Source organism: Brevibacillus brevis NBRC 100599, assembly GCF_000010165.1.
GTDB classification, from domain to species: Bacteria; Bacillota; Bacilli; order Brevibacillales; family Brevibacillaceae; genus Brevibacillus; species Brevibacillus brevis_D.
On sequence record NC_012491.1, the window covers coordinates 1,082,179 to 1,105,000 of the forward strand.

Consider the following 22,822-nt stretch of genomic DNA (forward strand, 5'->3'; position numbering starts at 1 on the left):
CCTTTTCTAGTTTTATTGGATGTTGTGAAGCTCTTGCTTCTTCTTGTGCTTCAAGATGTCTACTAGCTCACCAACTGAGCGTCCTACATATCGAATGATCCCCTGTGAGTCAACAATAAACAGGCTTGGGAAGTTGATGATGTGTAATTCGCTCATGGTTTTTTTGTCGACGGGAACCATCGTAATTTTTCCGCTAAATGTGTCGATAAAGTGCTGATAGTCAGAATCATCCTGCTTAACCGCACATAAGAAAGGAAGGTTGGTTGTTTTTTTCTTGATATGGGTTAAGTATCTTTCTACTTCATGATGGCATGTATCACATGAGGGGGCAGCGAACATGACAATGGTTGGTGTTTGTGATAAATGCGTGGGGAATATAAGTGACTCTTTGAGATTTACACCGATAAAATATTGATTTAGAAGTGAAAAAATAGAATCTTCTACAGAAAAGAGAGTAACGATATTCCTGAACTTTCGGTATGAATAGAGTTGCATGCCTAATAAAGCAATTGCTACCGTTAGTGGAATGAGAACGTACACAGAAGCCTCCCTCAAACTATTTTTGGTAACTATTTGTAAATAATGTATCATTTGACAGCGAGTGTTGCAATTCTTATAATTGAATTGAAAGTAAAAATTGTAAAAATATGGAGGTTATAACTATGTTAGATCAATTTTCAAAGTTAATTGGTGTCAAGAAAGATTCAACAATCGGTTACTTACCTGATCCTCCCTGCACCGTTAATGTGTTTTGTATTTTAGAAAAGGGGACAGCAAAACATAACTGGCAGAACCCTCTCAACTTTACCTGCTGCTAGGGAAAAGAATAATTTAGGGGATGAGTGTACCAGCATTACACGAAAAATTTGCTAGGATGCTAAATCATCCTCTACAAACAAACCTTCAAAACCACTAGAAATGTGGAGCTGAAGGTTTGTTTTGCATTCACAAATATTTGCCAACTCTTTACGTTAATCGTTATTATTCCCACGGATAATCATAATGAAAGAAACCACGAAAAAATGGAGTTTCTCTACAGTCTTAGACCGGCAATTCCGGTCTTTCGCTTTGTCATCTTTCACGGATTATGAGGTGAAGCTATCAAAGTTCGGTTATGATACCAGAATGGAACAGACTTCTTCGAACACCCTGTGCATCATAGGTATAATGGGTATAGACCAGCATTCGATTAAAATCAGCAACTTGGCTGACCGTGTAGACTTCTTCCAGCCAATACATAAAGTAAACGCGAGGAGCTATTTCTACGTAATTGAATGTATAGTAACCATGGAAGCCTTTATGAGGTCCAGCAATCCCTTCATCATGCCGATGAGTAGCGTCAAAGAAATGAATAATAAATACATTGCCATCATCATAATCATAGCGAAAGGTCTTACCAGCGTATAAAGGGAGTCGATGACTGTATTGTACATTTTGAAAATTTGGATGATGCATAGCATACTCCTCCTTTTGTATGCAATATATGTCAAATGTAGGCGTATGCTCTGCGTGGAATGCAAAAAACAGCGGCTAGTCTAAGACGTTATTTTCAGGTCTTAGGTAGCCGCTGTTATTTTATGTAGGGTCAGTCTAACCACGAAAACTATTTTCCACCGAGATGACGCAGGATCGCCATCAAATCCAGCTCGCCCAAGCCTTCTTCCAATGCATGCCGATAGGTGGCATTGACGGATTCCGCCAATGGTGTAGAAACGCCTGCTTCATGCGCAAGGCGAAGGTCCTTGGCCATATGCTTCAGGGCAAAGGCAGCTGGATAGGCGTAGCGGCCTGATTTCCCATTCCTTGCTTCAAATGTTTGCAAGTTTCATATAATGCTCATAACCGGCATCTACACAAGCTGTTCATTTTTGCTTTTTCAGCTTTGTATTGTACCTATCCTTTTGATTAAAAAAAGTAATATCAGCATAGCCCGCAAATATTTTTCCGGAGTGTTTTACATCTTTTTCAATAAAGTACCTATCGCCTTTAGTATAAATATTTTTTACACCATTTATGGTTAATTCAATCTTGCCTTCAAGCACGATGCCCCATTGACTTTCGTGCGAGTGTTCTGGCAAATCAATATCCTCATTAAATTGCATAAAAATTATTTGGTGATTCTCTCCTTGAGAAAGGTATGCTTGATAATTGGAAAAAGGCATATCTGCTTCTGGAAGGTTGCTAATCGGCTCTGGAAATAAATTTGACATATGTTACCCTCCTTGCAATTCGCATTATATAAATAATTCTTAGTTCAACCCAGTTCTACAATTTTCTGTTCCCTCTTAATACTCATTCTACCACATAAATCCAACCCTGTCATTTCCGTTTCATCCTTCGCTTGCCTTTAGGAATATTCAGATGCTTGGATTTTTTCAATATGTTAATCAATGTCTGAAATTCCTCCGGCGTCAGTTTTGTATAGTCTATTCCCAACTGGCGGCACATCACAACGACTTGCTGTATCGGCTGCGGGAAGATTTACACCGCCGAACTGGAAGCCCTTGCCTATCAGCAGATGGTAAAAAAGCTGGCAAGTTACAAGACACTGACGGGACGGAAAAAGGCGGCAAAGGGTAACCCGAAAATCACCGCCTTGCAAGTGGAGCTTGTCCGTGTGGACAGCGAAATTGAAAAGCTGGTGGACAGCCTTACCGGGGCAAACAATGTCCTGCTCTCCTATGTGAATGTGAAGATAGCGGAACTGGACAGCCACAAGCAATCTCTTGTCAAAGAGATTGCGGAATTGACGGTGGAAACCATCAGCCCGGAACAGGTACAGCAAATTTCCGGGTACTTGGACACATGGGAAACCGTCAGCTTTGACGATAAGCGGCGAGTGCTGGATTTGCTGGTTACTACTGTGGAAGCCACCAGCGACAAGATGAACATTACATGGAAAATCTGACGGGCAGTATACCTCCCGTCACACCGTTACCCTGTGTAGTCCCTTGTAAACTGTACTTTGTTGTTGGACTAGTATCTTCAAAGCAGCGTGCTTGGATTCTGTCATCGCAAACAACTCGTCAAATCCAGAAGGAAGCGTCTTGTCCAGAACACGCAAACCTTCCTCGGTAATACCACCTTTGGTAGCAACACGTTCGATCAGCTGGTCGAAGCTAAGCTGTTCGTTTTTGAGCAAAAGAGCGGTTCCCAGCATCGTTTCCACTAGCATGCTTCTCGCAGTATCCAAGTCAAGCTCTGGTGTTTTGCGAACGGCAGCCTGCGCGAACGAATCAAGAATCCCTGCGATCAGTCCTGGGGCGCTGCTGGTGAGGATCGTCGCTGTTTCGATCTCGACCTCGGATACGTCCTGTGATTGACTAATGGAAGACAGGAGAGTGAGAAGCTCATTGCGATCCTCTGTACTTGTTCGACTGCTGCATGTAAATAGAGATACACCATGCAGCTCTTGCGAAGTGACGGTAGGAATTACCTTGCTCACAGCACCTGCATGGACGGTTTCCAAATCATCGATGCTAACACCTGCTGCTACAGAAACGATATGTACACTTTCAGGGATAGACAACTCACGCAATACAGGCAGGATATCCAGTGGCTTTGTGCAGAGAAAGACCAGCTTTGCCTGGTCGCACACCTCTTGCGCACTTTCGGCTATGAGAATGCCATGTGATGCTTGCAGATTTTCAGCCTTTTCTCTTGTTCGATTGAAGACGGTGATATGCTCGGGCTGGATCACACCGCTTTTACAGAGTGATTTCACCAGCATTTGACCCATACTGCCTAGTCCAATGATTCCAATTCGCATGTGCAAAACCCCCCGTTTTATTGTAACGTAGGCTCATGAAAAAAGGTACAGCCTCCCATGTGAGAGAGCTGTACCTTTGATGTTTCATTTGACAGATTAGTCGTCAGAGCTTCGGAAAATCATGATGTACTTCGCCAACTCCAGAACAGAGATTAGAGCGGCAGCTACGTACGTCAGAGCGGCTGCACCCAGTACTTTGCTTGCGCCACGTTCTTCTTCATTGCGGATGAAGCCCATTCTGATCATCAGGTCTTTTGCACGGCTACTTGCGTTAAACTCGACAGGCAGTGTGACGAGCTGGAAGGCAACTGCTCCGGAGAAGAAGATAATCCCGATCAACAAGAGGCCAGCCATTTTAAAGAAGAAACCAGCCAACAGCAGCAATGGCGCCACACCGGACACCAGGTTGACTACTGGGAAAATGCGATGGCGAGCTACCAGCATCGGGTACGAGACCTTGTGCTGAATCGCATGGCCGACCTCGTGACAAGCAACGGACAGAGAGGCAATCGAGTTGCCGAAGTATACAGGATCAGACAGGCGTACGACACGGTCAGTCGGGTCGTAGTGGTCGGTCAATGTACCTGGGATGTGTTGAACAGGAACGTTCGTCAAGCCGTTGGCATCGAGCATGCGGCGGGCGGCCTCTGCACCGGTTAGACCGGAGGAGGTAGGAACTTCGGCGAATTTGTTAAAAGTTCCTTTCACACGGAACTGTGCCCAGAGCGACAGTCCGAATGCAATCAGAATCAGGAAATCCATAGGATGGAAAAACATTCCACACTCACTCCTCGTTGTAATCTATGAAAACGAATGTTGCTAAGCCATACATGTAACCTTACTACTACATTCTGTCCCATATTCATGTATACGAATAAGTCCTATGGCAGTTTCACTAATTTATTGTACATTCTCTGACCATTATTGACAATGTTGCCGCATGCCAAAAAAACAGACACATTCCTCGTCAGTATGATTGGGAATGTGTCTGTTTTGATACTTATCTGTCGTGATTTTGGGTTTTATGATGCTCGGTTTTTCGCGGGGTTTGAAAGCCCTTCACTTCGAGCATTTTACTGCTCATTTTAGAATCCAACGTCTTTTCAGGAGCCTGCGGATATGATTTTTCACCTTTGGACACCGAAATATCCTCCTCGAAAACATAATCGCGAACAGGCTTATTATTTCCACGGATGGATGCGAAAGGACGTGGGAATGGTTTACAGCTGAGAAAAGGCGCGGTCTACAGCGGCGATGGTGAATTGAATGTCTTCTTCTGTATGAGCTGTCGTCACGAACCAAGCTTCATATTTGGATGGTGCCAGGCATACACCTTCGTTCAGCATCAGCTGGAAGAAGCGAGCAAATACTTCCCCATTCGCTTTCTGAGCTGCATCGTAATCATGAACAGGCTCGTCCGTAAAGTAAACAGCCAATGCCCCTTTTACACGATTGAGCTGGATGGTTACGCCGTGTTTGTTTGCCGCTTCGATGATTCCGTTCGCAAGCCTGGCGCCCAGTCTTTCGAATTCATCGTACACGCTCGGCTGTTTCAATACCTCCAGGCAGGCAATTCCCGCACGGATGGAAGCAGGGTTACCAGCCATTGTTCCTGCTTGATACGCAGGTCCGAGTGGGGCGACCTGCTCCATGATTTCCCGACGACCGCCGTAAGCACCGATTGGCAGACCACCGCCGATAATTTTGCCCAATGCAGTCAGATCAGGCTCAACTCCCAGGAGGTTTTGTGCGCCGCCATAGCAGAAGCGGAAGGCTGTAATCACTTCATCGTAGACGACAAGTGCGCCCGCTTCATGCGTGATGCGGTTAACCTCTTCCAAGAAGCCAGGCTCAGGTGCCACGATACCGAAGTTGCCGACAATCGGCTCAACGAGGACGCAAGCCGTTTCGCTTCCCCATTTGCTCATAGCTTCTGCGAAAGCCTCGATATTATTAAAAGGTACCGTAATGACTTCGCTGGCAATGCTTTGTGGTATACCTGCACTGTCCGGAATCCCCAAGGTAGATGGCCCGGAGCCGGCAGCAACGAGCACCAAGTCAGAGTGGCCGTGGTAGCAGCCTGCGAATTTGATGATTTTGACACGTCCGGTATAAGCACGTGCTACACGAATGCAGGTCATGACTGCTTCTGTACCGGAGTTGTTGAAGCGAATGCGCTCCATCGAAGGAATTGCTTCGCGGATCATGTTTGCAAAGGTAATTTCCCATGGAGTAGGCGTACCGTAAAGGGTCCCGTTGGTAGCCGCCTCGCAAATCGCGTTGGTCACATGTGGATGTGCATGGCCAGTAATGATGGGGCCATATGCTGCTAAATAGTCAATATATCGATTGCCGTCCACGTCCCAGAAATACGCGCCCTGGGCACGTTCCATCGTTACGGGTGCTCCCCCGCCTACAGCCTTGAAAGAGCGGGAAGGGCTGTTTACCCCGCCTAGAATGACGTCGAGTGCTTGCTCGTGCAGTTGCGCGGATCGTTCACGTTTCATGCATGTTCCCTCTTTTCTTTTGGAAAAAGTCCTTCATTATCTTACCACAGCAGTTCAACAACTGGATATGAACGGAGAGCTATAGATGAAGGAAAGGAAAAATGATACAATTTTCAAGCAAATCACTCCATGGGTAAAGGCGGGAGCATCATGAAACTTGAGTGCATCTCCATGAAAGGAAGCGGCAAAAGCAATGAGGACGCCTATGTGATTCAGCAGGTCAAGCATGTGTATGCGGTCATCGATGGCATTACGTCGCTGATCCCGTATGAGAACGCAGCAGGACAGACAGGCGGAGCTATCGCGGCTGAGCTTGTAAAAAAGCAGCTGGAAGCAATCCCTGAGGATGCAGTTTTGCACGATTATATGGAGATGATAAACGAAGCACTCCGGGAGCAGATGAGGCAAAGCGGCATCGATCTTGAGAAAAAGGAAGCATTGTGGGGAGCGGCCTGTGCAGTCGTCCGTGTAAAAGATGCCCAAATCGAGTACGCGCAGTTGGGAGATTGCATGATATTTGCCGTTTATGATGATGACATGGTAAGACCCCTGACGCATACGCAAGTCAGCCATTTGGAACAGGTGGCCTTGGCGAAGTGGGAAGAAGGGATTAACGAAGGATTTTGTACCCGAACAGAGCTGTACGAACGATGTATGGGCATCCTGATCCATAACCGCTATCAGGCGAATGGACCAGGGGGCTACGGTGTGTTGAATGGCGATGTTGCCTGTCGGGATTTTATCGAGTATGGACGCATAAATCGGGTTGGCGTGAAGGCGTTGGTGCTGGCAACGGACGGTCTGTTCATGCCGAGAGCTTTAGGGGGAGCACAGCCGGAGTGGGAAGAAACTGTGCTGCCGATCGTACATAAAGGGCTGCAACGTTATACAGACGAGCTCATTTCTCTAGAAAACTACGATCCCGAATGCATCCACTATATTCGCTTCAAAAAGTCTGACGACAAAACGGGCATGATCCTTTATCTTCATTAACAGTTTGGTGCAGTTTGCCTTTTGCACAATTCGATTAGCTCATATACACTACAAATGGTATTTAAGCGAAGAAAAAAGGACGGTTTTCCATGATTCAAGTAAATCATTTACAAAAGGATTTCCGCATCCATCAGTCCAGACCGGGCCTTGGTGGTGCTTTTCGTGATTTGTTCAGTCGGGAGTACAAGACGGTAAAAGCAGTGGATGACCTTTCCTTTACAGTAGAGGAAGGGGAAATGTTCGCGCTGATTGGGGAAAATGGTGCTGGGAAATCGACCACGATCAAGATGCTGACCGGTATCTTAACTCCGAGCGATGGCGAAATCGTCATTAACGGCTTCGTGCCTTTCAAGCAGCGGGAAGAGTATGTTCGTTCTATCGGAGTTGTTTTCGGGCAGCGCTCTCAGCTTTGGTGGGACCTATCTCCACTAGAGTCCTTCCGTCTATTGAAAAGCGTTTATAAGGTTGACGAAGCAGAAGGAGAAAAGTGGCTGGAGCGTTTGATTGAGGAGCTGGAAATTACTCCGTTCGTCAGTCAGCCAGTGCGCAAGCTGAGTCTCGGACAGCGGATGCGCTGTGAAGTGGCTGCTTCGCTGATTCATAAGCCACGTCTGCTGTTTCTCGATGAACCGACAGTTGGACTCGATGTGCTCGTTAAGCAAAAAATCCGTGAGTTTCTCCGCAATCTGAACGAGACGGAAAATATGACGATTTTGTTGACGACTCACGATATGTCAGACATCGAAGCTCTCTGTAAACGTGTGCTTGTCATGGACAAAGGGAAGCTGATCTTCGATGGCTTGCTGAATGACCTCAAGGAAAAATGGGGCAATGGCACTGAGGTGTCCTTCCAAATGAAAAAGCGCACTTCCACAGCCGCACTCCGTCAGGCATTGGGAGAGATGCCTTGTGAGATCGAGCAAATCAATGATTTTACCCTCAATGTAAAAGTAGCGCGAAGTCAGGAAATGCTGCCCTTTGTTTTGTCGACGGTCATGTCATCGTTTGAAGTCAGTGACGTGAAAATCGAGGAGACGAGCACAGAGGATATCGTTCGCAACATTTATTCCTCTGACCAAGAGGTAGCCAGCCATGCGTAAGCTTTATATGGAACTTATCCGCATGAGGTTTTTGACGATGCTTGCCTATCGTGTGAACTATTACAGCGGGATCATTATCTACGCGATCAACATCGGTGCGTACTACTTTTTATGGGGAGCGATCTACGGAGGCCAGCAGCAGTTGGGCGGGCTTACGGTGGAACAGATGACTTCCTACGTTGCGATTGCTTGGATGTCGCGGGCGTTCTATTTTAACAACATCGATACAGAAATAGCCCAGGACGTCCGAGAAGGCAAGGTCGCGATCGAAATGATACGCCCTTATAATTACTTGTCCGTGAAAACGGCGCAGGCGTTTGGGGAAGGGATCTTTCGCTTTCTCTTTTTCGCGGGTCCAGGAATCTTTCTTATCAGCCTGATCATTCCGTTCAGTTTCCCGGCTACAGCGACCGGATGGGGGCTTTATTTGCTGAGCTTGATGTGTGCGTTTTTGATCAATACACAAATCAATTTGGTGACAGGCTTGTTGACTTTCTTCCTGTTCCGAAACGATGGCATGATGCGCGCCAAGCGGGTCGTGGTGGATCTGATGTCTGGTCTCGTGCTGCCGATCAGCTTTTTCCCCGGTTGGGCGCAAACGGTAATGGGCTATCTTCCATTCCAGGCGGTCAACTACTATCCGAGCCTGATCTTCACAGGTGCGATTTCAACGGAACGCTCTTGGGAATTGATCGGTTTTCAGTTCATCTGGATGTTTGTCATACTGGTCCCCATCTTGGTGATGTGGCGTCTTGCCCGCAACAAGCTGGTTGTGCAGGGAGGGTAGAGCATGCAAAACATGAGACATATTTTTAGTATTTTTGCCGACTACCTAAGCCAGTATTTCAAGACGAGACTTGCCTATCGAACGGATTTTCTCGGAGATTTTGTGTCCAATCTGGTTTCTGAGTTGATCAATCTCGTCTTTATTGTTGTTGTGTTCACCCATGTTCCGCTGATGGGGGATTGGACGCGTGACGAGATTATCTTTATCTATGGTTTCTTTTTGGTTCCATACGCATTGTTCTCGATGTTCTTCGGTTTTTGGGACTTCAATGAACGGTATATCATCCGTGGCGAGATGGATCGCATCCTGACGAGACCGATTCACAATCTGGCGCAGGTGTGCCTCGAGTCGATTGCGCCTGACCGCATTTTTGGCGTCATAACCGGAATCATCATCATGGGGTACGCTGCCATTCAACTGGATTTGTCGTTTTACTGGTACGACGTGTTCATCTTTATCGGGCTCTCGATCAGTGGGGCACTGATTTACGGTGGCGTGTATACTGCGATTGCTGCGGTTAGCTTCTTTTCCGACTCGCGAACAGGGATTGCCCCGATGATTTACAACATCCAGCAATATGGGCGCTATCCGGTAGATGTGTACAACAAGGCTATTCGCTTTGTGCTCACCTACGTGCTGCCGTTTGCCTTCGTGGGTGTTTATCCAGCGGCTTACTTTTTACGCAAGGAAGTCTGGTATACGTATGCGGCAATGACGCCGGTAGTTGCTGTTATTTTCTTCGGGATTGGGATTCTTGTTTGGAACTGGGGTGTTACGAAATATCGGGGAGCTGGTTCTTGATGATTTATAATCCGAAATCGATGTTGTAATATTAGATGTAACGAGATATAGAAGCATAAAGTAAAAAACGACCGTCCCGGCTGCAATCGGAACGATCGATACAATAGGCGCTTCCCGCATAGGGGGGCGGCTCAATTCTTGGTGTGAAATAGACCGCAGAGCTGTCAACTCAAGGGCGGTCTATTTCTTTTTGGTCAAGGTAACAACCAAGCCGATTAAAGCGACCAGGAACAACCCAAACTGGAAAAGCAGTCCGAGTGTTTCGTTCGTTACCACAGGCCTCACCCCCTTTCAAATGGGGATGAGCCTTATTCACATTAAACTCATCGGAAAAATAAACAAGAAGTGTCGAGCTGGCAGTTTCCTCTATTGTCAAATCAAAAAACAGCAGTATAATATGCTGTATACAACTACACATTCCTTCGGGGCAGGGTGAAATTCCCGACCGGCGGTGATCATGCTTTATGCATGTTAAGCCCGCGAGCCTCCCGAGCTGATAGGTAGCGACGGAGTGCAGGATCTGGTGTGATTCCAGAGCCGACAGTACAGTCTGGATGGGAGAAGGATGACGACAGTACGTTTATCACACGTGCTTGTTTGCCTGTGCAAACGGGATGAGAACGTAGAGGCCAGCCCTCTGGTTTCTTGTACCTTTTATTTGCACATGGTTTGTCATACGCTTGCAAATGCCCTGTGGAACTTTTAGCCACAGGGTTTATTCTGTTTGTGTAACAAGACGTGTGAGCTTACAACGACTGTTGCCATTCCTCAAGAAGGAGTAGAACAATGAGGAGATGGTAAACATGAAAGAAACAGCGCTGCATTCTTCGCGCACACGTGCAACCCAAAAGCTGGTGACGATTCCCATGCTGGCGGCGGTTGCATTTATTCTGCAGTATCTCGAGGTTCCTGTTCCGCTGATGCCAAGCTTTTTGAAGCTCGACTTCAGTACACTCCCGGCATTGATCGGGGGGCTCATGTACGGACCTGTAGCTGGCGTTATTATCGAGGTACTGAAAAATACACTGCATATGCTCTTCAAAAATACAGACGGTCTGTTGATCGGTGAGCTCGCAAATGTGGTAGCAGGATCAAGCTTTATTTTTGCGGCTGTCTACATGCAGCGTCTCGGCCAAGGCAAAAAGGGCTTCCTGACTGGTCTGGCTCTAGGGACGATTTTGATGACGATAGTCATGGCTGTAGCGAATGCTTATGTGCTGTTGCCTGCGTACGCTGTGCTATATCAAATGCCGATTGAACAGCTCTTGTCCATGTTCAATGCGACAAGTATCTGGTCATTGGTTCTGTACGGAATCGTACCATTCAATCTTTTCAAAGGTGTTATGATTTCAGTGGTTGCATATCCGATCTACGTGAAGCTCGGCTCCAGAATCGCTGCGCGAACCAACAATTGACAACCACGACATGACTCGCTAATATGTTTACTTAATAGAAAGTCATAAAAGGCTATGAAAGGACCCGCAGCTATACCCACGTGACAGAGAGTCGGCCCTAGTCTGGAAGGCTGATACGTAAAGGATAACTGCACCCCATCCTGAAGCCGCTGGTGAAGAACTGAGCCGGATGCCCACCGTTATCGGGTTATTGAGAGGGCTATGGCGTCTGCTGTAGTCAATCAGGGTGGTACCGCGGAAGTTAATCCTCCGTCCCTTTTTGGGATGGGGGATTTTTTGCATTTTACGTAAGAACAAAAAGGAGCGTAGACGGATGAAAGAGGACAAAGCGTTTGTAAAAGAAATTACACCGCAATCGGAGGATTTTTCGCGTTGGTACATTGATGCCATCAAAAAGGCGGATTTGATGGACTACACACCGGTACGCGGCTGCATCGTGTTCAAGCCAGATGGCTTCGAGCTATGGGAGCGAATTCAAGAGGCGATGAATAAGCGCTTCAAGGAGACAGGGCATCGCAATGCCTATTTCCCGATGCTGATCCCCGAGTCTTTCTTTCAAAAAGAAAAAGAGCATATCGAGGGCTTCAATCCCGAGCTGCCTTGGGTAACAGAGGCTGGGGGCGAGCCGCTAGAGGAAAAGCTCGCGCTACGTCCAACCTCCGAGACGATCATCGGACATATGTATAGCCAATGGATTCAGAGCTACCGTGACCTGCCTGTATTAATCAACCAGTGGGCAAACGTGTTTCGCTGGGAGAAGCGGACGATGCCGTTCTTGCGGACATCAGAATTTCTTTGGCAGGAAGGCCACACGGCACATGCGACAGAGGAGGAAGCTCGTCAGGAAACGATGCAAATGCTAGAGATTTACCGAGAGGTCGTCGAGCAGGAGCTGGCCATTCCGGTTTGGAAGGGACAAAAAACACCAAGTGAACGCTTTGCTGGTGCTGTCGACACGTATTCCATTGAAGCGATGATGAAGGATGGCAAAGCAGTGCAAGCAGGCACTTCGCACTATTTGGGCGATAAATTCGCGCGCGGCTTTGAAATTAAGTTCTTGGATCGTGACAATCAGTTCAAGTACGTTCACACCACTTCATGGGGCACCTCTACGCGACTGATTGGTTCGATGATCATGGTGCATGGCGATGACCGCGGTCTCGTGTTGCCACCTCGCATGGCTCCGACACAAGTGATTATGATCCCAGTCGGTCCGATGAAGCTGCGCGAGAAAGTCATGGAGGCGTTTGATCCACTCTTTGACGAGATCAAGGCCGCAGGTGTGCGTGTCCGTGCTGATCTTCGCGAAGAAACGCCAGGCTGGAAGTTCAATGAATGGGAAATGCGCGGGGTTCCTCTGCGTCTGGAGCTCGGTCCGCGTGACGTGGAAAATGGTCAAGTAATTTTGGCTCGACGAGATACAGGGGAGAAGGTGACGGTTTCTCTTGAAGGTATCGCGCAAACAGTTGTTCAACTGTTGGAAGAGATTCAGCAAAATATGTTCCAAAAAGCACTAGCCTTCCGGGATGAGAACTCCCATTTGGGGATCGATACACTGGAGCAGCTATCCGCTCATATTGCCAAAAACGAGAGCGAAAACAAAACGAGTGGATGGGTGTTAGCTGGCTGGTGTGGGGATGATGCTTGTGAATCGAAGATCAAGGAAGAAACGAAGTTCACCTCCCGCAACATCCCGTTTGAGCCTCCTGTACAAAAGAAAGCCTGCATTTGCTGCGGCAAAGAGTCACAGCATAGTGTCTGGTTCGGCAGGGCGTATTAATCAAACAAAGGGTGTGTCCACGCTTTGGCGGCAGGGCACACCCTTTTTTCATCTAGCGTCCGAGTATCCAATCAGTAAAAGCTCGAACATCCGTAAAGTGGTAGTCAGGCTCGGGAGCGAATTTTCCCGACTTTTGTGTAACCAAAAGCCAATCCACACCGACTGTTTGCAAACCAGCGGCACGACCAGCCAACACATCGGCATCACTGTCACCTACAAAAATGGTGTCCTCCGGTGTAGCGCCTAGTTGTTTCATAGCGGTAAAAATCCCCTCTGGGTGTGGCTTCGGATCAGTGACCTCATCGCCTGTGATTACGACGGAAAAATACTTGTCTAATCCCCATTCTCGGAGGGAGATATCAGCGCTTTTGCGGCCTTTACCTGTCACGATCCCCATTTGGATACCGGCTGTGTGTAGTTCATCGAGCATGTTTCGGATATTTTCCGGGTTTTGTATACGAGAGTGTTCATCTGTGTATACACGATAAAAATGAGCGAGGGCGTTGTCATGCACATGGGAGGGCAGCTTGTTTTGCAAAATGCCTGTCTCTGTGGGGCCAAAGAGAGCTACAATCTGCTCGTCGGTATAATGCTCTTGTAAAAACTGCTGAAAGGTAGAGCGAAAAGCGGTGAAGATCAAGGGGAGAGTATCGGCGACTGTGCCGTCGAAATCAAACAAGATTGTCCGCATGGGAGTCCTCCTTTGATTAGAAAATAAAAGAAAACCATCGTATCTGATGGTTTTCCTGGTGACTTACTCATCCGAATCATCAAAAGGATCATCTGAATCATCTGTTGGGTCAGCTGGAGTCAATGGGAACAGGGTGTCAAAAAACTTGAATTTTCGACGACCAGATTCCTTTTTGAACCCTTTGTACTTTTGCAACAGCTCAGAGATGTCTTCGACAAATTGATTACGTTCATCTTGACTCAAATAAAATTCAGTCAAATTATAAGCGAACGTATTTTTATACTCTTTCCTAACATCTTGGTCGCTTGCGACGAAGCGATTGAGAGTTCGCATGAGGTCTTTTTCCGTAGTACGAAACGGAGTGAACATGACATCACTTAATTGTTGAGCGTTTTCTTCGATCATCAATTGGAGCTTGACCTGAATGACCTTGGCAACAGGCTCATAATATTTCTCCACAATGGAGCCTTTTACCCGGGTATCCACTTGCTCGAGCAGCCCAACACGCACGAGCTCCTTCACATGGTAATGTAGCCGTGCAGCATTTTCGCCTAGTTCTGTAGCGATTTGTTTGGCCGTTCTGGGCTCCAAATCTTCAAAGAGTTCCAAAATTTTAACCCGTTCCGCTATAGCAAGCGATTTTAGCGCTTCTGGATCTGTTACTTCATAAAACTCTTTCATGCGAATTCACCATCCAACTGACTAGGCCAAATTTTATTTTTTTTTATTCTATCCTTTTCTGAATCAAAGCGCAACTTGTATGCGGATGAAGTCACTACTAGATTGTGGTAAAATGGGACCAGCAAAAACAGGATATTATCGAGAGGAGGGAAAAGTTTGACGGCAGTAGGACAAGCTGCACCTGCATTTACTTTGCAGGCGAGCGACAATCAGACCCTCTCACTTTCCCAATTTTATGGTCAAAATGTAGTACTCTATTTTTATCCGAAGGACCAAACGCCGACATGTACCACAGAAGCATGTGATTTCCGTGACTTCCATTCGGGCTTTGCTGAGCTGAATACAGTTGTTCTCGGAATCAGTCCGGATTCTGTGAAATCGCATGATAAATTTATCGCGAAGCACGAATTACCTTTTCCACTTTTGGCCGATCCGGATCATCAAGTGGCTGAGGCTTATGGTGTGTGGGTGTTGAAGAAAATGTACGGACGAGAGTACATGGGTATAGAACGCACCACGTTCGTCATCGACAAAGAAGGCAACATCGCAAAGGTATGGCCAAAAGTAAAGGTCAAAGGACATGTGCAGGAAGTGCTTCAATTTATAAAGGAAGAGCTTCAATCCTAACGTTTATTTCGCAATGAGCGAATGGAGGAATACAAATGAGTGTATCCACGGAATATGTTGTACAAAGCTTTTGCCAATTGGCGAACATCCCAAGTCCATCCGGCAATACGGAAAAAGTAATGGCTTGGGTTGCACAAGAGTTAGAAAAGCTTGGCGTTTCTTATAAACGGACAAACAAAGGGGCAATTGTTGCAACAGTAACGGGGGCCAATAACGAAAAGGCAAGACTCTTGACCGCTCACGTCGATACGCTGGGCGCGATGGTAAAGGAAATAAAGAGCAACGGGTGCTTGAAGCTGACCTTGATCGGCGGCTTTGCATTCAATGCGATTGAAGGAGAGCACTGCGTTGTAGAGACTAGCAGCGGCCGTCTTGTAACCGGTACCATTTTGTCCACCAAAGCTTCCGTGCATGTATACAGCTCAGAAGCGGGGAAAGCAGAGCGCAATGAGGCGAACATGGAAGTTCGACTGGATGAAAAGGTTACAAACAAAGAGCAAGTCCTTGCGCTTGGAATTTCCGTCGGAGATTTCGTCTCCTTTGATCCGCGAGTGACGGTAACGGATAGCGGCTTTATCAAGTCCCGCCATATTGACGACAAAGCAAGCGTAGCTGTGCTGCTGGGGGTTCTGAAAGAACTGAGTGAATCCGGCTTGAAGCTGCCTTACACCACGCACTTTTTTATCAGCAATAACGAAGAGATCGGCTACGGTGGCAACTCCAGCATCCCTGACAACGTGGTGGAGTACCTGGCTGTTGACATGGGAGCAATTGGGGACGGTCAGACGACAGATGAGTATTGCGTGTCCATATGTGCGAAGGATTCCACAGGACCTTACCACTACGGATTGCGCAGTCATCTGACCAAGCTCGCACAAGAGAACGGTCTGAACTACCAAGTGGACATTTATCCTTACTATGGTTCTGACGCAAGTGCTGCGCTGAGAGCCGGATATGACGTTGTCCATGGCTTGATTGGACCGGGAGTAGATGCTTCTCACTCCCATGAACGTACACATAAAGAAGCGCTCGACAACACGGCAAAGCTCGTGATGGCCTACCTTCAATCGAAAGAAATGCAAGCATAGGAGGACCAGATGAGCAATATGTATCAATGGGCTGACTACTATGACCTCACGCAACGCGGTGTTACGGGTGATGTTGAGTTCTATCTGGAGCAAGCCAAGCTGGCAGGCGGCAAAGTGCTGGATCTCGCTTGCGGCACCGGAAGAATCAGCATTCCGATGGCGCAGGCTGGCATCGACGTTACCGGAATTGACCTATCCCAGGATATGCTGGCAAGGGCTCAGGTAAAGGCTGAGGAACAAGGTGTGACATCCGGCTTAAAGCTATTGCAAGGGGATATGCGCGCCTTTGATCTGCAGGAGTCATTTTCACTGATTATGATTCCTTTTCGGTCGTTTTTGCACCTTTTGCATGTTCAAGAGCAAATGAAGGCATTAACGTGCATTCGCAAGCATCTGGCTCCAGGCGGGAAATTCATCATGAACGTGTTTGTACCCAAGATCCATCATTTTTACGAGGAAAATGAAAAAATGTCCTTGCGTGGCACCTATCCACTCCCGTCAGGAGAAGAGGTTGCGATGTGGGATTACACCCGCTATGACCACTTTCAGCAACTGTCCGAAGTGACACGCATATACGAGCGTACGGATGCACAGGGAGTTGTGACGGAAAGGGTGAGGGGCCGATTTACCCTCCGCTACATTTTCCCCGCGGAGCTCCATCATCTGCTTCGTTTAAACGGCTTGAAGGTCACACAACGATACGGTTCTTTTGCAAAGACGCCTTTTGATGCAAATAGCTCAGAATTGATTCTGGTCGCAGAAGCTTTGTAAACGGAACCTGTGGAGGGGATATGGAATGAAGATTTATACAAAGTCAGGGGATAAAGGTGAGACGTCACTGGTTGCAGGTGTCCGCGTGCCTAAGTTTGCGGACCGTGTAGAGGCATACGGTACTTGCGATGAAGCCAACTCGCAGATTGGATTGGCACTGGCTCTGTTGCCTGCGACAGAAGAATGGAAGGAATTGCAGGATGTGTTCCATGTCATTCAGACAAAGCTGTTCCATGTAGGAGCTGAGCTTGCGACGCCAGAAGGCAAGAAGGTCGGTTGGCCGATTGCAGAAGAGGACGTTACTTTTCTGGAAGAGCAAATTGACATGCTAGATGCAAAGTTGCCGCCGCTCACCAATTTTATTTTGCCTGGCGGACATCCAGCTGCGGCTGCCTTCCATGTTTCGCGTACGGTCGTCCGACGTGCAGAGCGCAAAGCTGTTCATGTGGCACAGCAGGAGCAGGTAAACCCGTCCGTGGTCAAATACCTCAACCGTCTGTCCGATTATCTGTTCGTTGTGGCTCGTCATATTAATAAAGAGACAAGTGCAGTAGAAAAAACACTGCATGAATAGGCAAGAGCCCCCTGGGATCAAGCAGGGGGCTTCCGCTTTTTATTTGGTACGCAGGTAAGTGGTGATTCCCGGCAGAAAATCGATTTTCTCTGTATGAAAAGTGTCGTAGAGAAGCTTTCCATCCTTACATGCGTTTCCTTCTAGCAGCATAGTGAGCTGCGTGTTGGTAATCGGGAAAAATGGAAATCTCTCCATCATATTTACCACTGGCTTCATGAGAGCGAGGGGGATGTGGATTTTATTGACCTTTCGTTTTCCAATGGCCTCGCCAATCGTATCGAGAATTTGTCCGTAGGAGAGCCGTTCGGGTCCACCTGTTTCGTAGGTTTGATTGGTTGATTCCGGTCTGCTCAAGGCTTGGACGAATACATCCGCCACCGTCTTGCGAGCAACTGGCTGCAAAGGATAGGAGCCATCACCAATGACTGGTGTGACAGGTAACCGGACCAGATCGGCGAGCATGTTCACGAATTCATCCCCAGGGCCAAAAATAACAGATGGACGGAAAATGACGTATGGAATACCGCTTGTTTGCACAAGCTGCTCTGCTTCGTATTTGGTTCGATGATAGGCGCTCGTGGCGTTTTTGCGTGCACCAAGAGCACTCATATGGACAATGCGCTTGATTCCAGCTTGCTTGGCGGCGTCCAGTACATTTTTTGTACCTTCTACATGGATACGAGAAAAGCTAATGCCTTTCCCCGGTTGTTCGCGAATAATTCCAACGAGGTGGATGACAGCATCGCAGCCTTGCATCGCTCTCATCAATGATTCTTTATCAAATAGATCGCCAGTTGCTTCCGTAACATGTGGATTGGCGGTTTCGGTGAAGGGAAGCTTACCTGTTGAACCAGCTCTGGTGAGGCAAACCGTCTCATATCCTTCTGCCTGCAAGCGCTCGAGTATACCCCGTCCAACAAAACCTGTGGCACCAGTCAGGAATACTTTCATGGAAAACCTCCTCCCGTTAAATACTTCCAGATTCATTGTACAACAGTTGCAGTCTGCGGTGCTATCGATCGCTGTGTTGACCAAGGCGGTATAATGTAGGGAAAAGGGGGATATATTTATGGCACAACGCAAAGTACCTGTGGCCGACATTTTGGATAATTTACAGCAGCTTTATCCGGATGCGCACTGTGAATTGAATTATACAACCCCGTTTGAACTTCTCATTGCGACCATTCTTTCGGCCCAATGTACAGATAAACGGGTGAATGAGATTACCGCACCCATGTTCCAGCAACTAAACCAGCCGGAGCATTACCTTCATTTGACACAGGAAGAAATGGAAGAGCATATAAAAGGGCTCGGGTTGTATAAGAATAAGAGTAAAAACATTTTAGAGACCTGTAGAATCTTGTACGAAAAATACAATAGCGAAGTTCCACAAACGCATGCCGAGCTCGAAGCATTGCCGGGAGTAGGGAGAAAGACCGCAAATGTCGTTTTGTCCAATGCATTCGGGATTCCTGCGATCGCGGTGGATACGCATGTATTCCGCGTAGGAAACCGGTTAGGCCTTGCGAATAGCGACAATGTGGACGAAGTGGAGCGGCAGCTTATGAAGCGCATTCCGAAAGAGAAGTGGACGGATGCCCATCATTGGCTAATCTGGCACGGCAGACGCGTATGTTCGTCGCGCAATCCACAGTGCGGTAGCTGTACACTTCAATCCATGTGTAAGTTTGCACAGGCTGAAGCCAAAAAAGCCAAAAAACCTGCAACCAAAAAGCCTGCAAAAGCAAAGTAAAAAACTTGATTTTCCACTTCTTTCTGTTCAAATCGAATGAATGGATATTGACAGTTTTCGCCGACTAGACGTACACTTATTTATAGTAATTCTAATCAATGACATTAGAGAAGCTTGTTCTTTTGTCTTGCGAAAGACTGTGGGGTGTAACAAGATGGTACAACGTGTGGAGAAAGCTGTTGAAATCCTGAAGAATACCGGGGTTCGCATGACACCACAGCGCCATGCAATTTTGACCTATTTGCTGGAAACGATGACTCACCCGACGGCTGACGAAATATATAAAGCCCTTGAAGGCAAATTCCCGAATATGAGCGTTGCAACGATTTACAACAATCTACGAGTCTTTAAAGATGCTGGATTGGTTACAGAGCTCACTTACGGGGATGCGTCCAGCCGATTCGATGCCAATGTGGAAGAAGATCATTATCACGCGATCTGTACCACCTGTGGGGCAATCAGTGACTTCCACTTTCCGTATTTGCGGGATGCAGAAGTAGCTGCTTCCAAGGACATCGGCTTCAAAGTAACCGGACATCGTATGGAAGTTTATGGCGTTTGTGATTCCTGTCAAAAGAATCCCCACTAAGAATGTATTTGATGGATGAGCACCTCCTGCTTGAATCGGATAATCCCGGTGATGCAGGGGGTGTTTGTTTTTGGAGGACATAACCCTTTCTGTCGATATCTGTAACCTTTTGGCTTCTCGTACGTCTTCTTTTTGGTAGAAGCTTGTCCGTGAATTACCAGAATACAAAAGGTTGTGAATGTATTGAACCAACGCTATGATCGAAATAATGAGTCAAATCATACAGCCCAAGTCAGAAGACAGGCTTATGTACCGGGAAGCAGGTGGAGATTATGAGCAGGGAGTCAGGTAGAGCTCTGCGACCAAGACGAAGAAAAAGAAGGGCTTTTGGCAGGCTGTTTTTGTTAAGCTTTTTCTTGTTGGCTATTTTTGGCAGCATTTACTGGTTTTTTGTACTCCGTGCCTCAACTGAGCATGTGCAGCCGTATGATGGTGATAAAAATGTGATTGTATACGAAGGCTCGCGGAAAGAGTCTACGTATATATTAGAATCAGAGCAAATATTGTTGCCCTTTGATTTCATTAAAGAAAACATTGATCCAGCGATTTTTTGGGATGAACCTACACGTTCCGTTATCGTCACGACGAAGGATAAGGTGCTTCGGATGGAGAGCGGAGAAGTTGTCGCTTATCTGAACAAAAAACCTGTGGATTTACTCGTTCCGGTGAAAGAGGTCGACGGCACACGCTATGTCCCTTTAGATCCTTTGGAAAAGCTGTATCCATATTCTTTTGAGCGAAAAGCAGACACGGGTGTTCTGGTCGTCGAAAAAGAGGGCTATGAAATTCAGCAAGCGAAAGTAATCGCTGCGGAGGAAAAACAAGCAGTCCGTACTGGTGCTTCTCACCGAACTCCGATTGTAGCAGAGCTGTCTGCGGGAGAGGTTGTCGACGTTCTTGGCAAAAAGGAAAACTGGTATCACGTTTTGACGGCTTCTGGAGTAGGTGGGTTCATTTCAGAGAAAAGTATTGGAATGACAGATGTGCGCAAAGTCCAGCTGGAGCACACGACTGCTACCGGACAACAACACGCTGCTTGGAAGCCTGAGGGAAAGATCAACCTCGTATGGGAGCACGTCGTCAGTAAAAATCCGGATGTTTCAAAAATTGGTGCATTACCAGGGGTAAATGTAGTTTCACCTACTTGGTTTGAAATGAAGGATGCAGAAGGAAAACTATTGAATAGGGCCGACCCTGCATACGTCAAATGGGCCCATAAGAGAGGCTACAAGGTTTGGGGGCTTGTTACAAACGGGTTTAATCCAGATTGGACCAAGTCCGTTCTCAGTAGCTATGACAAGCGAGATCAATTAATTGCCCAACTTCTGTACTACGCTCATCTATACGATCTCGATGGCATCAACATCGATTTTGAAAACGTGTATTTAGAAGAGAAAGAGGAGCTCGTACAGTTTGTTCGCGAGCTGACGCCGTATCTCCATCAGCAAGGACTGACTCTAACCATAGATGTGACGATCAAGTCAAACGCGAAGCAATGGTCCATGTTCCTGGATCGGAAGGCTTTGGCCGAAGTCGTCGATTATGTTGCGGTGATGACGTATGATGAGCATTGGGCAGCGAGTCCGAAAGCTGGTTCCGTCGCATCATTGCCATGGGTGGAGCGGGGCTTGCAAGGAGTGCTGGAAGAAGTCCCTAACGAAAAACTGTTGCTGGGTGTGCCGTTTTACACACGCTTATGGACGGAAGCGAAGCAGGCCGATGGAACCGTGAAGGTGAGTTCCAAAGCTTATTCCATGACGAAAGCGCAGGAATGGATCAACGAACGCAAGCTGACGCCAGTTATGGATGAAGCTTCAGGTCAACATTACGTGGAGTATAAAGACCCGAATGATGGCAATGTCTATAAAATGTGGATAGAAGATGTGACGTCAATGAAGAAGCGTATGGAGATCGTTAATAAGTATGACTTGGCGGGTGTGGCTTCTTGGCGGAGAGGTTTTGAGGTGCCGGAGATCTGGCAAGCAATTGACGAGACTCTGAAATAAAAGACAGACAGCTTTCACGAAAGAAAGCCACCTGCACCCCGAATGCTGGGGAATTGGCAGGTGGCTTTTTACGTATAGTTGAAAGGAATCATATTATGTCTGGTTTTGCTGAGGATGTCCGTCTTCTAGGCGTAAAGGTTGTCCACAGAACATACAGGCGTCTTCTTTTCCCAACATCTTCGTGACTTTTTGGCATGAAGGGCATTGCACCTGTGGAGCTGAAGTGGAGACCATCCCGGAAATCATAAACAAGACTGTACTGCCCATTGTCAGAATGAACCCGATGATCAAAAGCAGCGTCATAAAAATGTAAGAGCCTTTTAAGAGGTTTCCAAGTAAAGGAATAAAGTCCAAATAACCTGCAAAAAATGCGTACCCTGTATACATCAGCAAAATGCCGATTACCATGCTCCAGTTGCCCCATGTGCGCATGCGTTTGATCTTGCTCAGGCGTTCTGTATTTTTCATGATCATTCCTCCTACCCTATAGTATAGCATACAAAGGATTTGTCTGTTGACAAGCAGGAAACCGACAAGACTTGTAGAATCCATAAGTTCAACCCAGGGGGCAGGGAGGAACAGGGCATGACTTTAAGGCAGACGTATCTGGAAAATCTCCAGCAGCGCTTGGATGTGCAAGCGGTGCTTGTTTTAAATGATTCGGATATGCTAGTCCCATTTCGCGAGGGAATCTTTTATTTCGTCGTAGTAAATGAGCCCCAAGCAGATGGTAAAATCCGTCGCATGCTATTTCAGGAACAAGTGATCATCGAGCAGCAAATCAGCACGTGGCAACTGGAGAAGGGAGCCATTTGCGGTTTGGATGAACGACTTGCCGAGATGCTTCGAAGGGCAGAAATTGTTTGGGACAATGAGCATTATATGAAACA

The 22,822-nt window shown here is 47.1% G+C and carries 28 protein-coding genes, 1 pseudogene and 1 riboswitch (1 of these 30 cut by a window edge); of the genes and pseudogenes, 16 read left to right on the forward strand and 13 right to left on the reverse strand.

Going from position 1 to position 22,822, the window contains the following annotated elements; genetic code table 11:
* Positions 1 to 12 precede the first annotated feature (12 nt).
* Positions 13 to 540 carry a TlpA family protein disulfide reductase gene (locus BBR47_RS05530; protein WP_012684772.1) on the reverse strand — a complete coding sequence of 176 codons (528 nt, stop codon included), beginning with the start codon at positions 538 to 540 and terminating at the stop codon, positions 13 to 15.
* Between the two features lie 122 nt (positions 541 to 662).
* On the opposite strand from BBR47_RS05530, the gene BBR47_RS31165 reads away from it, so the two are divergent.
* Positions 663 to 818: a hypothetical protein gene (locus tag BBR47_RS31165; protein WP_173362193.1), complete on the forward strand. Its 156-nt coding sequence runs from the start codon at positions 663 to 665 to the stop codon at positions 816 to 818.
* 283 nt (positions 819 to 1,101) lie between these two features.
* Here BBR47_RS31165 and BBR47_RS05535 read toward each other — a convergent pair whose 3' ends face one another.
* The 3 genes from BBR47_RS05535 to BBR47_RS05545 all read right to left on the reverse strand — a co-directional run bounded on the left by BBR47_RS05535 (position 1,102) and on the right by BBR47_RS05545 (position 2,210).
* Complete coding sequence (locus tag BBR47_RS05535) at positions 1,102 to 1,455, reverse strand: MoaF-related domain-containing protein (protein ID WP_012684773.1); 354 nt, start codon at positions 1,453 to 1,455, stop codon at positions 1,102 to 1,104.
* 148 nt (positions 1,456 to 1,603) lie between these two features.
* Complete coding sequence (locus BBR47_RS05540) at positions 1,604 to 1,822, reverse strand: NAD-binding protein (protein WP_012684774.1); 219 nt, start codon at positions 1,820 to 1,822, stop codon at positions 1,604 to 1,606.
* A 40-nt stretch (positions 1,823 to 1,862) separates the two neighbouring features.
* Positions 1,863 to 2,210: a cupin domain-containing protein gene (locus tag BBR47_RS05545; protein ID WP_012684775.1), complete on the reverse strand. Its 348-nt coding sequence runs from the start codon at positions 2,208 to 2,210 to the stop codon at positions 1,863 to 1,865.
* A 251-nt stretch (positions 2,211 to 2,461) separates the two neighbouring features.
* On the opposite strand from BBR47_RS05545, the pseudogene BBR47_RS05550 reads away from it, so the two are divergent.
* Positions 2,462 to 2,908: pseudogene (locus BBR47_RS05550) on the forward strand (recombinase family protein); the annotation flags it as partial.
* 18 nt (positions 2,909 to 2,926) lie between these two features.
* On the opposite strand, the gene BBR47_RS05555 reads toward BBR47_RS05550, so the two are convergent.
* The 4 genes from BBR47_RS05555 to BBR47_RS05565 all read right to left on the reverse strand — a co-directional run bounded on the left by BBR47_RS05555 (position 2,927) and on the right by BBR47_RS05565 (position 6,276).
* On the reverse strand, positions 2,927 to 3,769 hold the full coding sequence (locus BBR47_RS05555; protein ID WP_012684778.1) for a pyrroline-5-carboxylate reductase family protein: 843 nt from the start codon (positions 3,767 to 3,769) through the stop codon (positions 2,927 to 2,929).
* Positions 3,770 to 3,865: 96 nt separating this feature from the next.
* A complete protein-coding gene (locus tag BBR47_RS05560; protein WP_012684779.1) occupies positions 3,866 to 4,546 on the reverse strand; it encodes a zinc metallopeptidase in 681 nt (226 codons plus the stop codon).
* A gap of 223 nt (positions 4,547 to 4,769) precedes the next feature.
* Positions 4,770 to 4,910 (reverse strand): hypothetical protein, encoded by a 141-nt coding sequence (locus BBR47_RS31170; RefSeq protein ID WP_012684780.1) that lies wholly within the window; start codon positions 4,908 to 4,910, stop codon positions 4,770 to 4,772.
* Between the two features lie 79 nt (positions 4,911 to 4,989).
* On the reverse strand, positions 4,990 to 6,276 hold the full coding sequence (locus BBR47_RS05565; RefSeq protein WP_012684781.1) for a glutamate-1-semialdehyde 2,1-aminomutase: 1,287 nt from the start codon (positions 6,274 to 6,276) through the stop codon (positions 4,990 to 4,992).
* Between the two features lie 150 nt (positions 6,277 to 6,426).
* On the opposite strand from BBR47_RS05565, the gene BBR47_RS05570 reads away from it, so the two are divergent.
* The 4 genes from BBR47_RS05570 to BBR47_RS05585 all read left to right on the forward strand — a co-directional run bounded on the left by BBR47_RS05570 (position 6,427) and on the right by BBR47_RS05585 (position 9,957).
* Positions 6,427 to 7,269 carry a protein phosphatase 2C domain-containing protein gene (locus BBR47_RS05570; RefSeq protein ID WP_041749786.1) on the forward strand — a complete coding sequence of 281 codons (843 nt, stop codon included), beginning with the start codon at positions 6,427 to 6,429 and terminating at the stop codon, positions 7,267 to 7,269.
* An 89-nt stretch (positions 7,270 to 7,358) separates the two neighbouring features.
* Entirely contained in the window at positions 7,359 to 8,369 is a 1,011-nt protein-coding gene (locus BBR47_RS05575) for an ABC transporter ATP-binding protein (protein WP_012684783.1), read from the forward strand.
* A complete protein-coding gene (locus BBR47_RS05580) occupies positions 8,362 to 9,156 on the forward strand; it encodes an ABC transporter permease (RefSeq protein ID WP_012684784.1) in 795 nt (264 codons plus the stop codon). Before BBR47_RS05575 ends, BBR47_RS05580 begins: the two co-directional genes overlap by 8 nt.
* 3 nt (positions 9,157 to 9,159) lie before the next feature.
* Entirely contained in the window at positions 9,160 to 9,957 is a 798-nt protein-coding gene (locus BBR47_RS05585; protein WP_041749273.1) for an ABC transporter permease, read from the forward strand.
* Between the two features lie 180 nt (positions 9,958 to 10,137).
* Here the strand turns inward: BBR47_RS05585 and BBR47_RS31480 are convergent, their stop codons facing one another.
* On the reverse strand, positions 10,138 to 10,233 hold the full coding sequence (locus BBR47_RS31480; RefSeq protein ID WP_012684786.1) for a putative holin-like toxin: 96 nt from the start codon (positions 10,231 to 10,233) through the stop codon (positions 10,138 to 10,140).
* A gap of 138 nt (positions 10,234 to 10,371) precedes the next feature.
* Positions 10,372 to 10,527, forward strand: a riboswitch (FMN riboswitch).
* A gap of 233 nt (positions 10,528 to 10,760) precedes the next feature.
* On the opposite strand from BBR47_RS31480, the gene BBR47_RS05590 reads away from it, so the two are divergent.
* A complete protein-coding gene (locus BBR47_RS05590) occupies positions 10,761 to 11,372 on the forward strand; it encodes an ECF transporter S component (RefSeq protein ID WP_012684787.1) in 612 nt (203 codons plus the stop codon).
* Between the two features lie 313 nt (positions 11,373 to 11,685).
* A complete protein-coding gene (gene proS / locus BBR47_RS05595; protein WP_012684788.1) occupies positions 11,686 to 13,152 on the forward strand; it encodes a proline--tRNA ligase in 1,467 nt (488 codons plus the stop codon).
* 52 nt (positions 13,153 to 13,204) lie between these two features.
* Here the strand turns inward: proS and BBR47_RS05600 are convergent, their stop codons facing one another.
* Together BBR47_RS05600 and BBR47_RS05605 are read right to left on the reverse strand one after the other, a co-directional pair.
* On the reverse strand, positions 13,205 to 13,843 hold the full coding sequence (locus tag BBR47_RS05600) for an HAD family hydrolase (protein ID WP_012684789.1): 639 nt from the start codon (positions 13,841 to 13,843) through the stop codon (positions 13,205 to 13,207).
* Between the two features lie 63 nt (positions 13,844 to 13,906).
* Positions 13,907 to 14,524, reverse strand: a complete 618-nt coding sequence (locus BBR47_RS05605) for a winged helix-turn-helix domain-containing protein (RefSeq protein WP_012684790.1) — start codon at positions 14,522 to 14,524, stop codon at positions 13,907 to 13,909.
* Between the two features lie 156 nt (positions 14,525 to 14,680).
* Here BBR47_RS05605 and bcp point away from each other — a divergent pair, with 156 nt between their 5' ends.
* From bcp to BBR47_RS05625, 4 genes are read left to right on the forward strand one after another with little or no spacing between them, the layout of a single operon-like run.
* On the forward strand, positions 14,681 to 15,151 hold the full coding sequence (gene bcp, locus BBR47_RS05610; protein ID WP_012684791.1) for a thioredoxin-dependent thiol peroxidase: 471 nt from the start codon (positions 14,681 to 14,683) through the stop codon (positions 15,149 to 15,151).
* A gap of 35 nt (positions 15,152 to 15,186) precedes the next feature.
* Positions 15,187 to 16,239 carry a M42 family metallopeptidase gene (locus BBR47_RS05615; protein ID WP_012684792.1) on the forward strand — a complete coding sequence of 351 codons (1,053 nt, stop codon included), beginning with the start codon at positions 15,187 to 15,189 and terminating at the stop codon, positions 16,237 to 16,239.
* A gap of 9 nt (positions 16,240 to 16,248) precedes the next feature.
* A complete protein-coding gene (locus tag BBR47_RS05620; protein WP_012684793.1) occupies positions 16,249 to 17,010 on the forward strand; it encodes a class I SAM-dependent methyltransferase in 762 nt (253 codons plus the stop codon).
* 25 nt (positions 17,011 to 17,035) lie between these two features.
* Positions 17,036 to 17,584: a cob(I)yrinic acid a,c-diamide adenosyltransferase gene (locus BBR47_RS05625; RefSeq protein WP_007728750.1), complete on the forward strand. Its 549-nt coding sequence runs from the start codon at positions 17,036 to 17,038 to the stop codon at positions 17,582 to 17,584.
* Positions 17,585 to 17,623: 39 nt separating this feature from the next.
* On the opposite strand, the gene BBR47_RS05630 is transcribed toward BBR47_RS05625, so the two are convergent.
* Positions 17,624 to 18,535 (reverse strand): complex I NDUFA9 subunit family protein, encoded by a 912-nt coding sequence (locus BBR47_RS05630; protein WP_012684794.1) that lies wholly within the window; start codon positions 18,533 to 18,535, stop codon positions 17,624 to 17,626.
* Positions 18,536 to 18,653: 118 nt separating this feature from the next.
* Here BBR47_RS05630 and nth point away from each other — a divergent pair, with 118 nt between their 5' ends.
* From nth to BBR47_RS05645, 3 genes are all read left to right on the forward strand, one after another.
* A complete protein-coding gene (gene nth / locus BBR47_RS05635; protein ID WP_012684795.1) occupies positions 18,654 to 19,337 on the forward strand; it encodes an endonuclease III in 684 nt (227 codons plus the stop codon).
* A gap of 154 nt (positions 19,338 to 19,491) precedes the next feature.
* Positions 19,492 to 19,926: a peroxide-responsive transcriptional repressor PerR gene (gene perR, locus BBR47_RS05640; RefSeq protein ID WP_012684796.1), complete on the forward strand. Its 435-nt coding sequence runs from the start codon at positions 19,492 to 19,494 to the stop codon at positions 19,924 to 19,926.
* A gap of 272 nt (positions 19,927 to 20,198) precedes the next feature.
* A complete protein-coding gene (locus tag BBR47_RS05645) occupies positions 20,199 to 21,932 on the forward strand; it encodes a glycosyl hydrolase family 18 protein (RefSeq protein ID WP_012684797.1) in 1,734 nt (577 codons plus the stop codon).
* Positions 21,933 to 22,025: 93 nt separating this feature from the next.
* Here BBR47_RS05645 and BBR47_RS05650 read toward each other — a convergent pair whose 3' ends face one another.
* On the reverse strand, positions 22,026 to 22,400 hold the full coding sequence (locus BBR47_RS05650; RefSeq protein WP_012684798.1) for a YgzB family protein: 375 nt from the start codon (positions 22,398 to 22,400) through the stop codon (positions 22,026 to 22,028).
* 117 nt (positions 22,401 to 22,517) lie between these two features.
* Here BBR47_RS05650 and BBR47_RS05655 point away from each other — a divergent pair, with 117 nt between their 5' ends.
* Positions 22,518 to 22,822: the start of a hypothetical protein gene (locus BBR47_RS05655; protein ID WP_012684799.1), read on the forward strand. It continues 556 nt past the right edge of the window; the window shows 305 of its 861 coding nt (coding positions 1-305); its start codon is at positions 22,518 to 22,520; its stop codon lies off the right edge, out of view.

What these genes read in the sequence shown, in the direction of transcription:
- BBR47_RS31165 (WP_173362193.1), top strand. Translation starts at nt 663, where the DNA reads ATGTTAGATCAATTTTCAAAGTTAATTGGTGTCAAGAAAGATTCAACA.
- BBR47_RS05535 (WP_012684773.1), bottom strand. Translation starts at nt 1,455, where the DNA reads ATGCATCATCCAAATTTTCAAAATGTACAATACAGTCATCGACTCCCT.
- BBR47_RS05545 (WP_012684775.1), bottom strand. Translation starts at nt 2,210, where the DNA reads ATGTCAAATTTATTTCCAGAGCCGATTAGCAACCTTCCAGAAGCAGAT.
- BBR47_RS05555 (WP_012684778.1), bottom strand. Translation starts at nt 3,769, where the DNA reads ATGCGAATTGGAATCATTGGACTAGGCAGTATGGGTCAAATGCTGGTG.
- BBR47_RS05560 (WP_012684779.1), bottom strand. Translation starts at nt 4,546, where the DNA reads ATGTTTTTCCATCCTATGGATTTCCTGATTCTGATTGCATTCGGACTG.
- BBR47_RS05565 (WP_012684781.1), bottom strand. Translation starts at nt 6,276, where the DNA reads ATGAAACGTGAACGATCCGCGCAACTGCACGAGCAAGCACTCGACGTC.
- BBR47_RS05570 (WP_041749786.1), top strand. Translation starts at nt 6,427, where the DNA reads ATGAAACTTGAGTGCATCTCCATGAAAGGAAGCGGCAAAAGCAATGAG.
- BBR47_RS05575 (WP_012684783.1), top strand. Translation starts at nt 7,359, where the DNA reads ATGATTCAAGTAAATCATTTACAAAAGGATTTCCGCATCCATCAGTCC.
- BBR47_RS05580 (WP_012684784.1), top strand. Translation starts at nt 8,362, where the DNA reads ATGCGTAAGCTTTATATGGAACTTATCCGCATGAGGTTTTTGACGATG.
- BBR47_RS05585 (WP_041749273.1), top strand. Translation starts at nt 9,160, where the DNA reads ATGCAAAACATGAGACATATTTTTAGTATTTTTGCCGACTACCTAAGC.
- BBR47_RS05590 (WP_012684787.1), top strand. Translation starts at nt 10,761, where the DNA reads ATGAAAGAAACAGCGCTGCATTCTTCGCGCACACGTGCAACCCAAAAG.
- proS (WP_012684788.1), top strand. Translation starts at nt 11,686, where the DNA reads ATGAAAGAGGACAAAGCGTTTGTAAAAGAAATTACACCGCAATCGGAG.
- BBR47_RS05600 (WP_012684789.1), bottom strand. Translation starts at nt 13,843, where the DNA reads ATGCGGACAATCTTGTTTGATTTCGACGGCACAGTCGCCGATACTCTC.
- BBR47_RS05605 (WP_012684790.1), bottom strand. Translation starts at nt 14,524, where the DNA reads ATGAAAGAGTTTTATGAAGTAACAGATCCAGAAGCGCTAAAATCGCTT.
- BBR47_RS05615 (WP_012684792.1), top strand. Translation starts at nt 15,187, where the DNA reads ATGAGTGTATCCACGGAATATGTTGTACAAAGCTTTTGCCAATTGGCG.
- BBR47_RS05620 (WP_012684793.1), top strand. Translation starts at nt 16,249, where the DNA reads ATGAGCAATATGTATCAATGGGCTGACTACTATGACCTCACGCAACGC.
- BBR47_RS05625 (WP_007728750.1), top strand. Translation starts at nt 17,036, where the DNA reads ATGAAGATTTATACAAAGTCAGGGGATAAAGGTGAGACGTCACTGGTT.
- BBR47_RS05630 (WP_012684794.1), bottom strand. Translation starts at nt 18,535, where the DNA reads ATGAAAGTATTCCTGACTGGTGCCACAGGTTTTGTTGGACGGGGTATA.
- nth (WP_012684795.1), top strand. Translation starts at nt 18,654, where the DNA reads ATGGCACAACGCAAAGTACCTGTGGCCGACATTTTGGATAATTTACAG.
- perR (WP_012684796.1), top strand. Translation starts at nt 19,492, where the DNA reads ATGGTACAACGTGTGGAGAAAGCTGTTGAAATCCTGAAGAATACCGGG.
- BBR47_RS05645 (WP_012684797.1), top strand. Translation starts at nt 20,199, where the DNA reads ATGAGCAGGGAGTCAGGTAGAGCTCTGCGACCAAGACGAAGAAAAAGA.
- BBR47_RS05650 (WP_012684798.1), bottom strand. Translation starts at nt 22,400, where the DNA reads ATGAAAAATACAGAACGCCTGAGCAAGATCAAACGCATGCGCACATGG.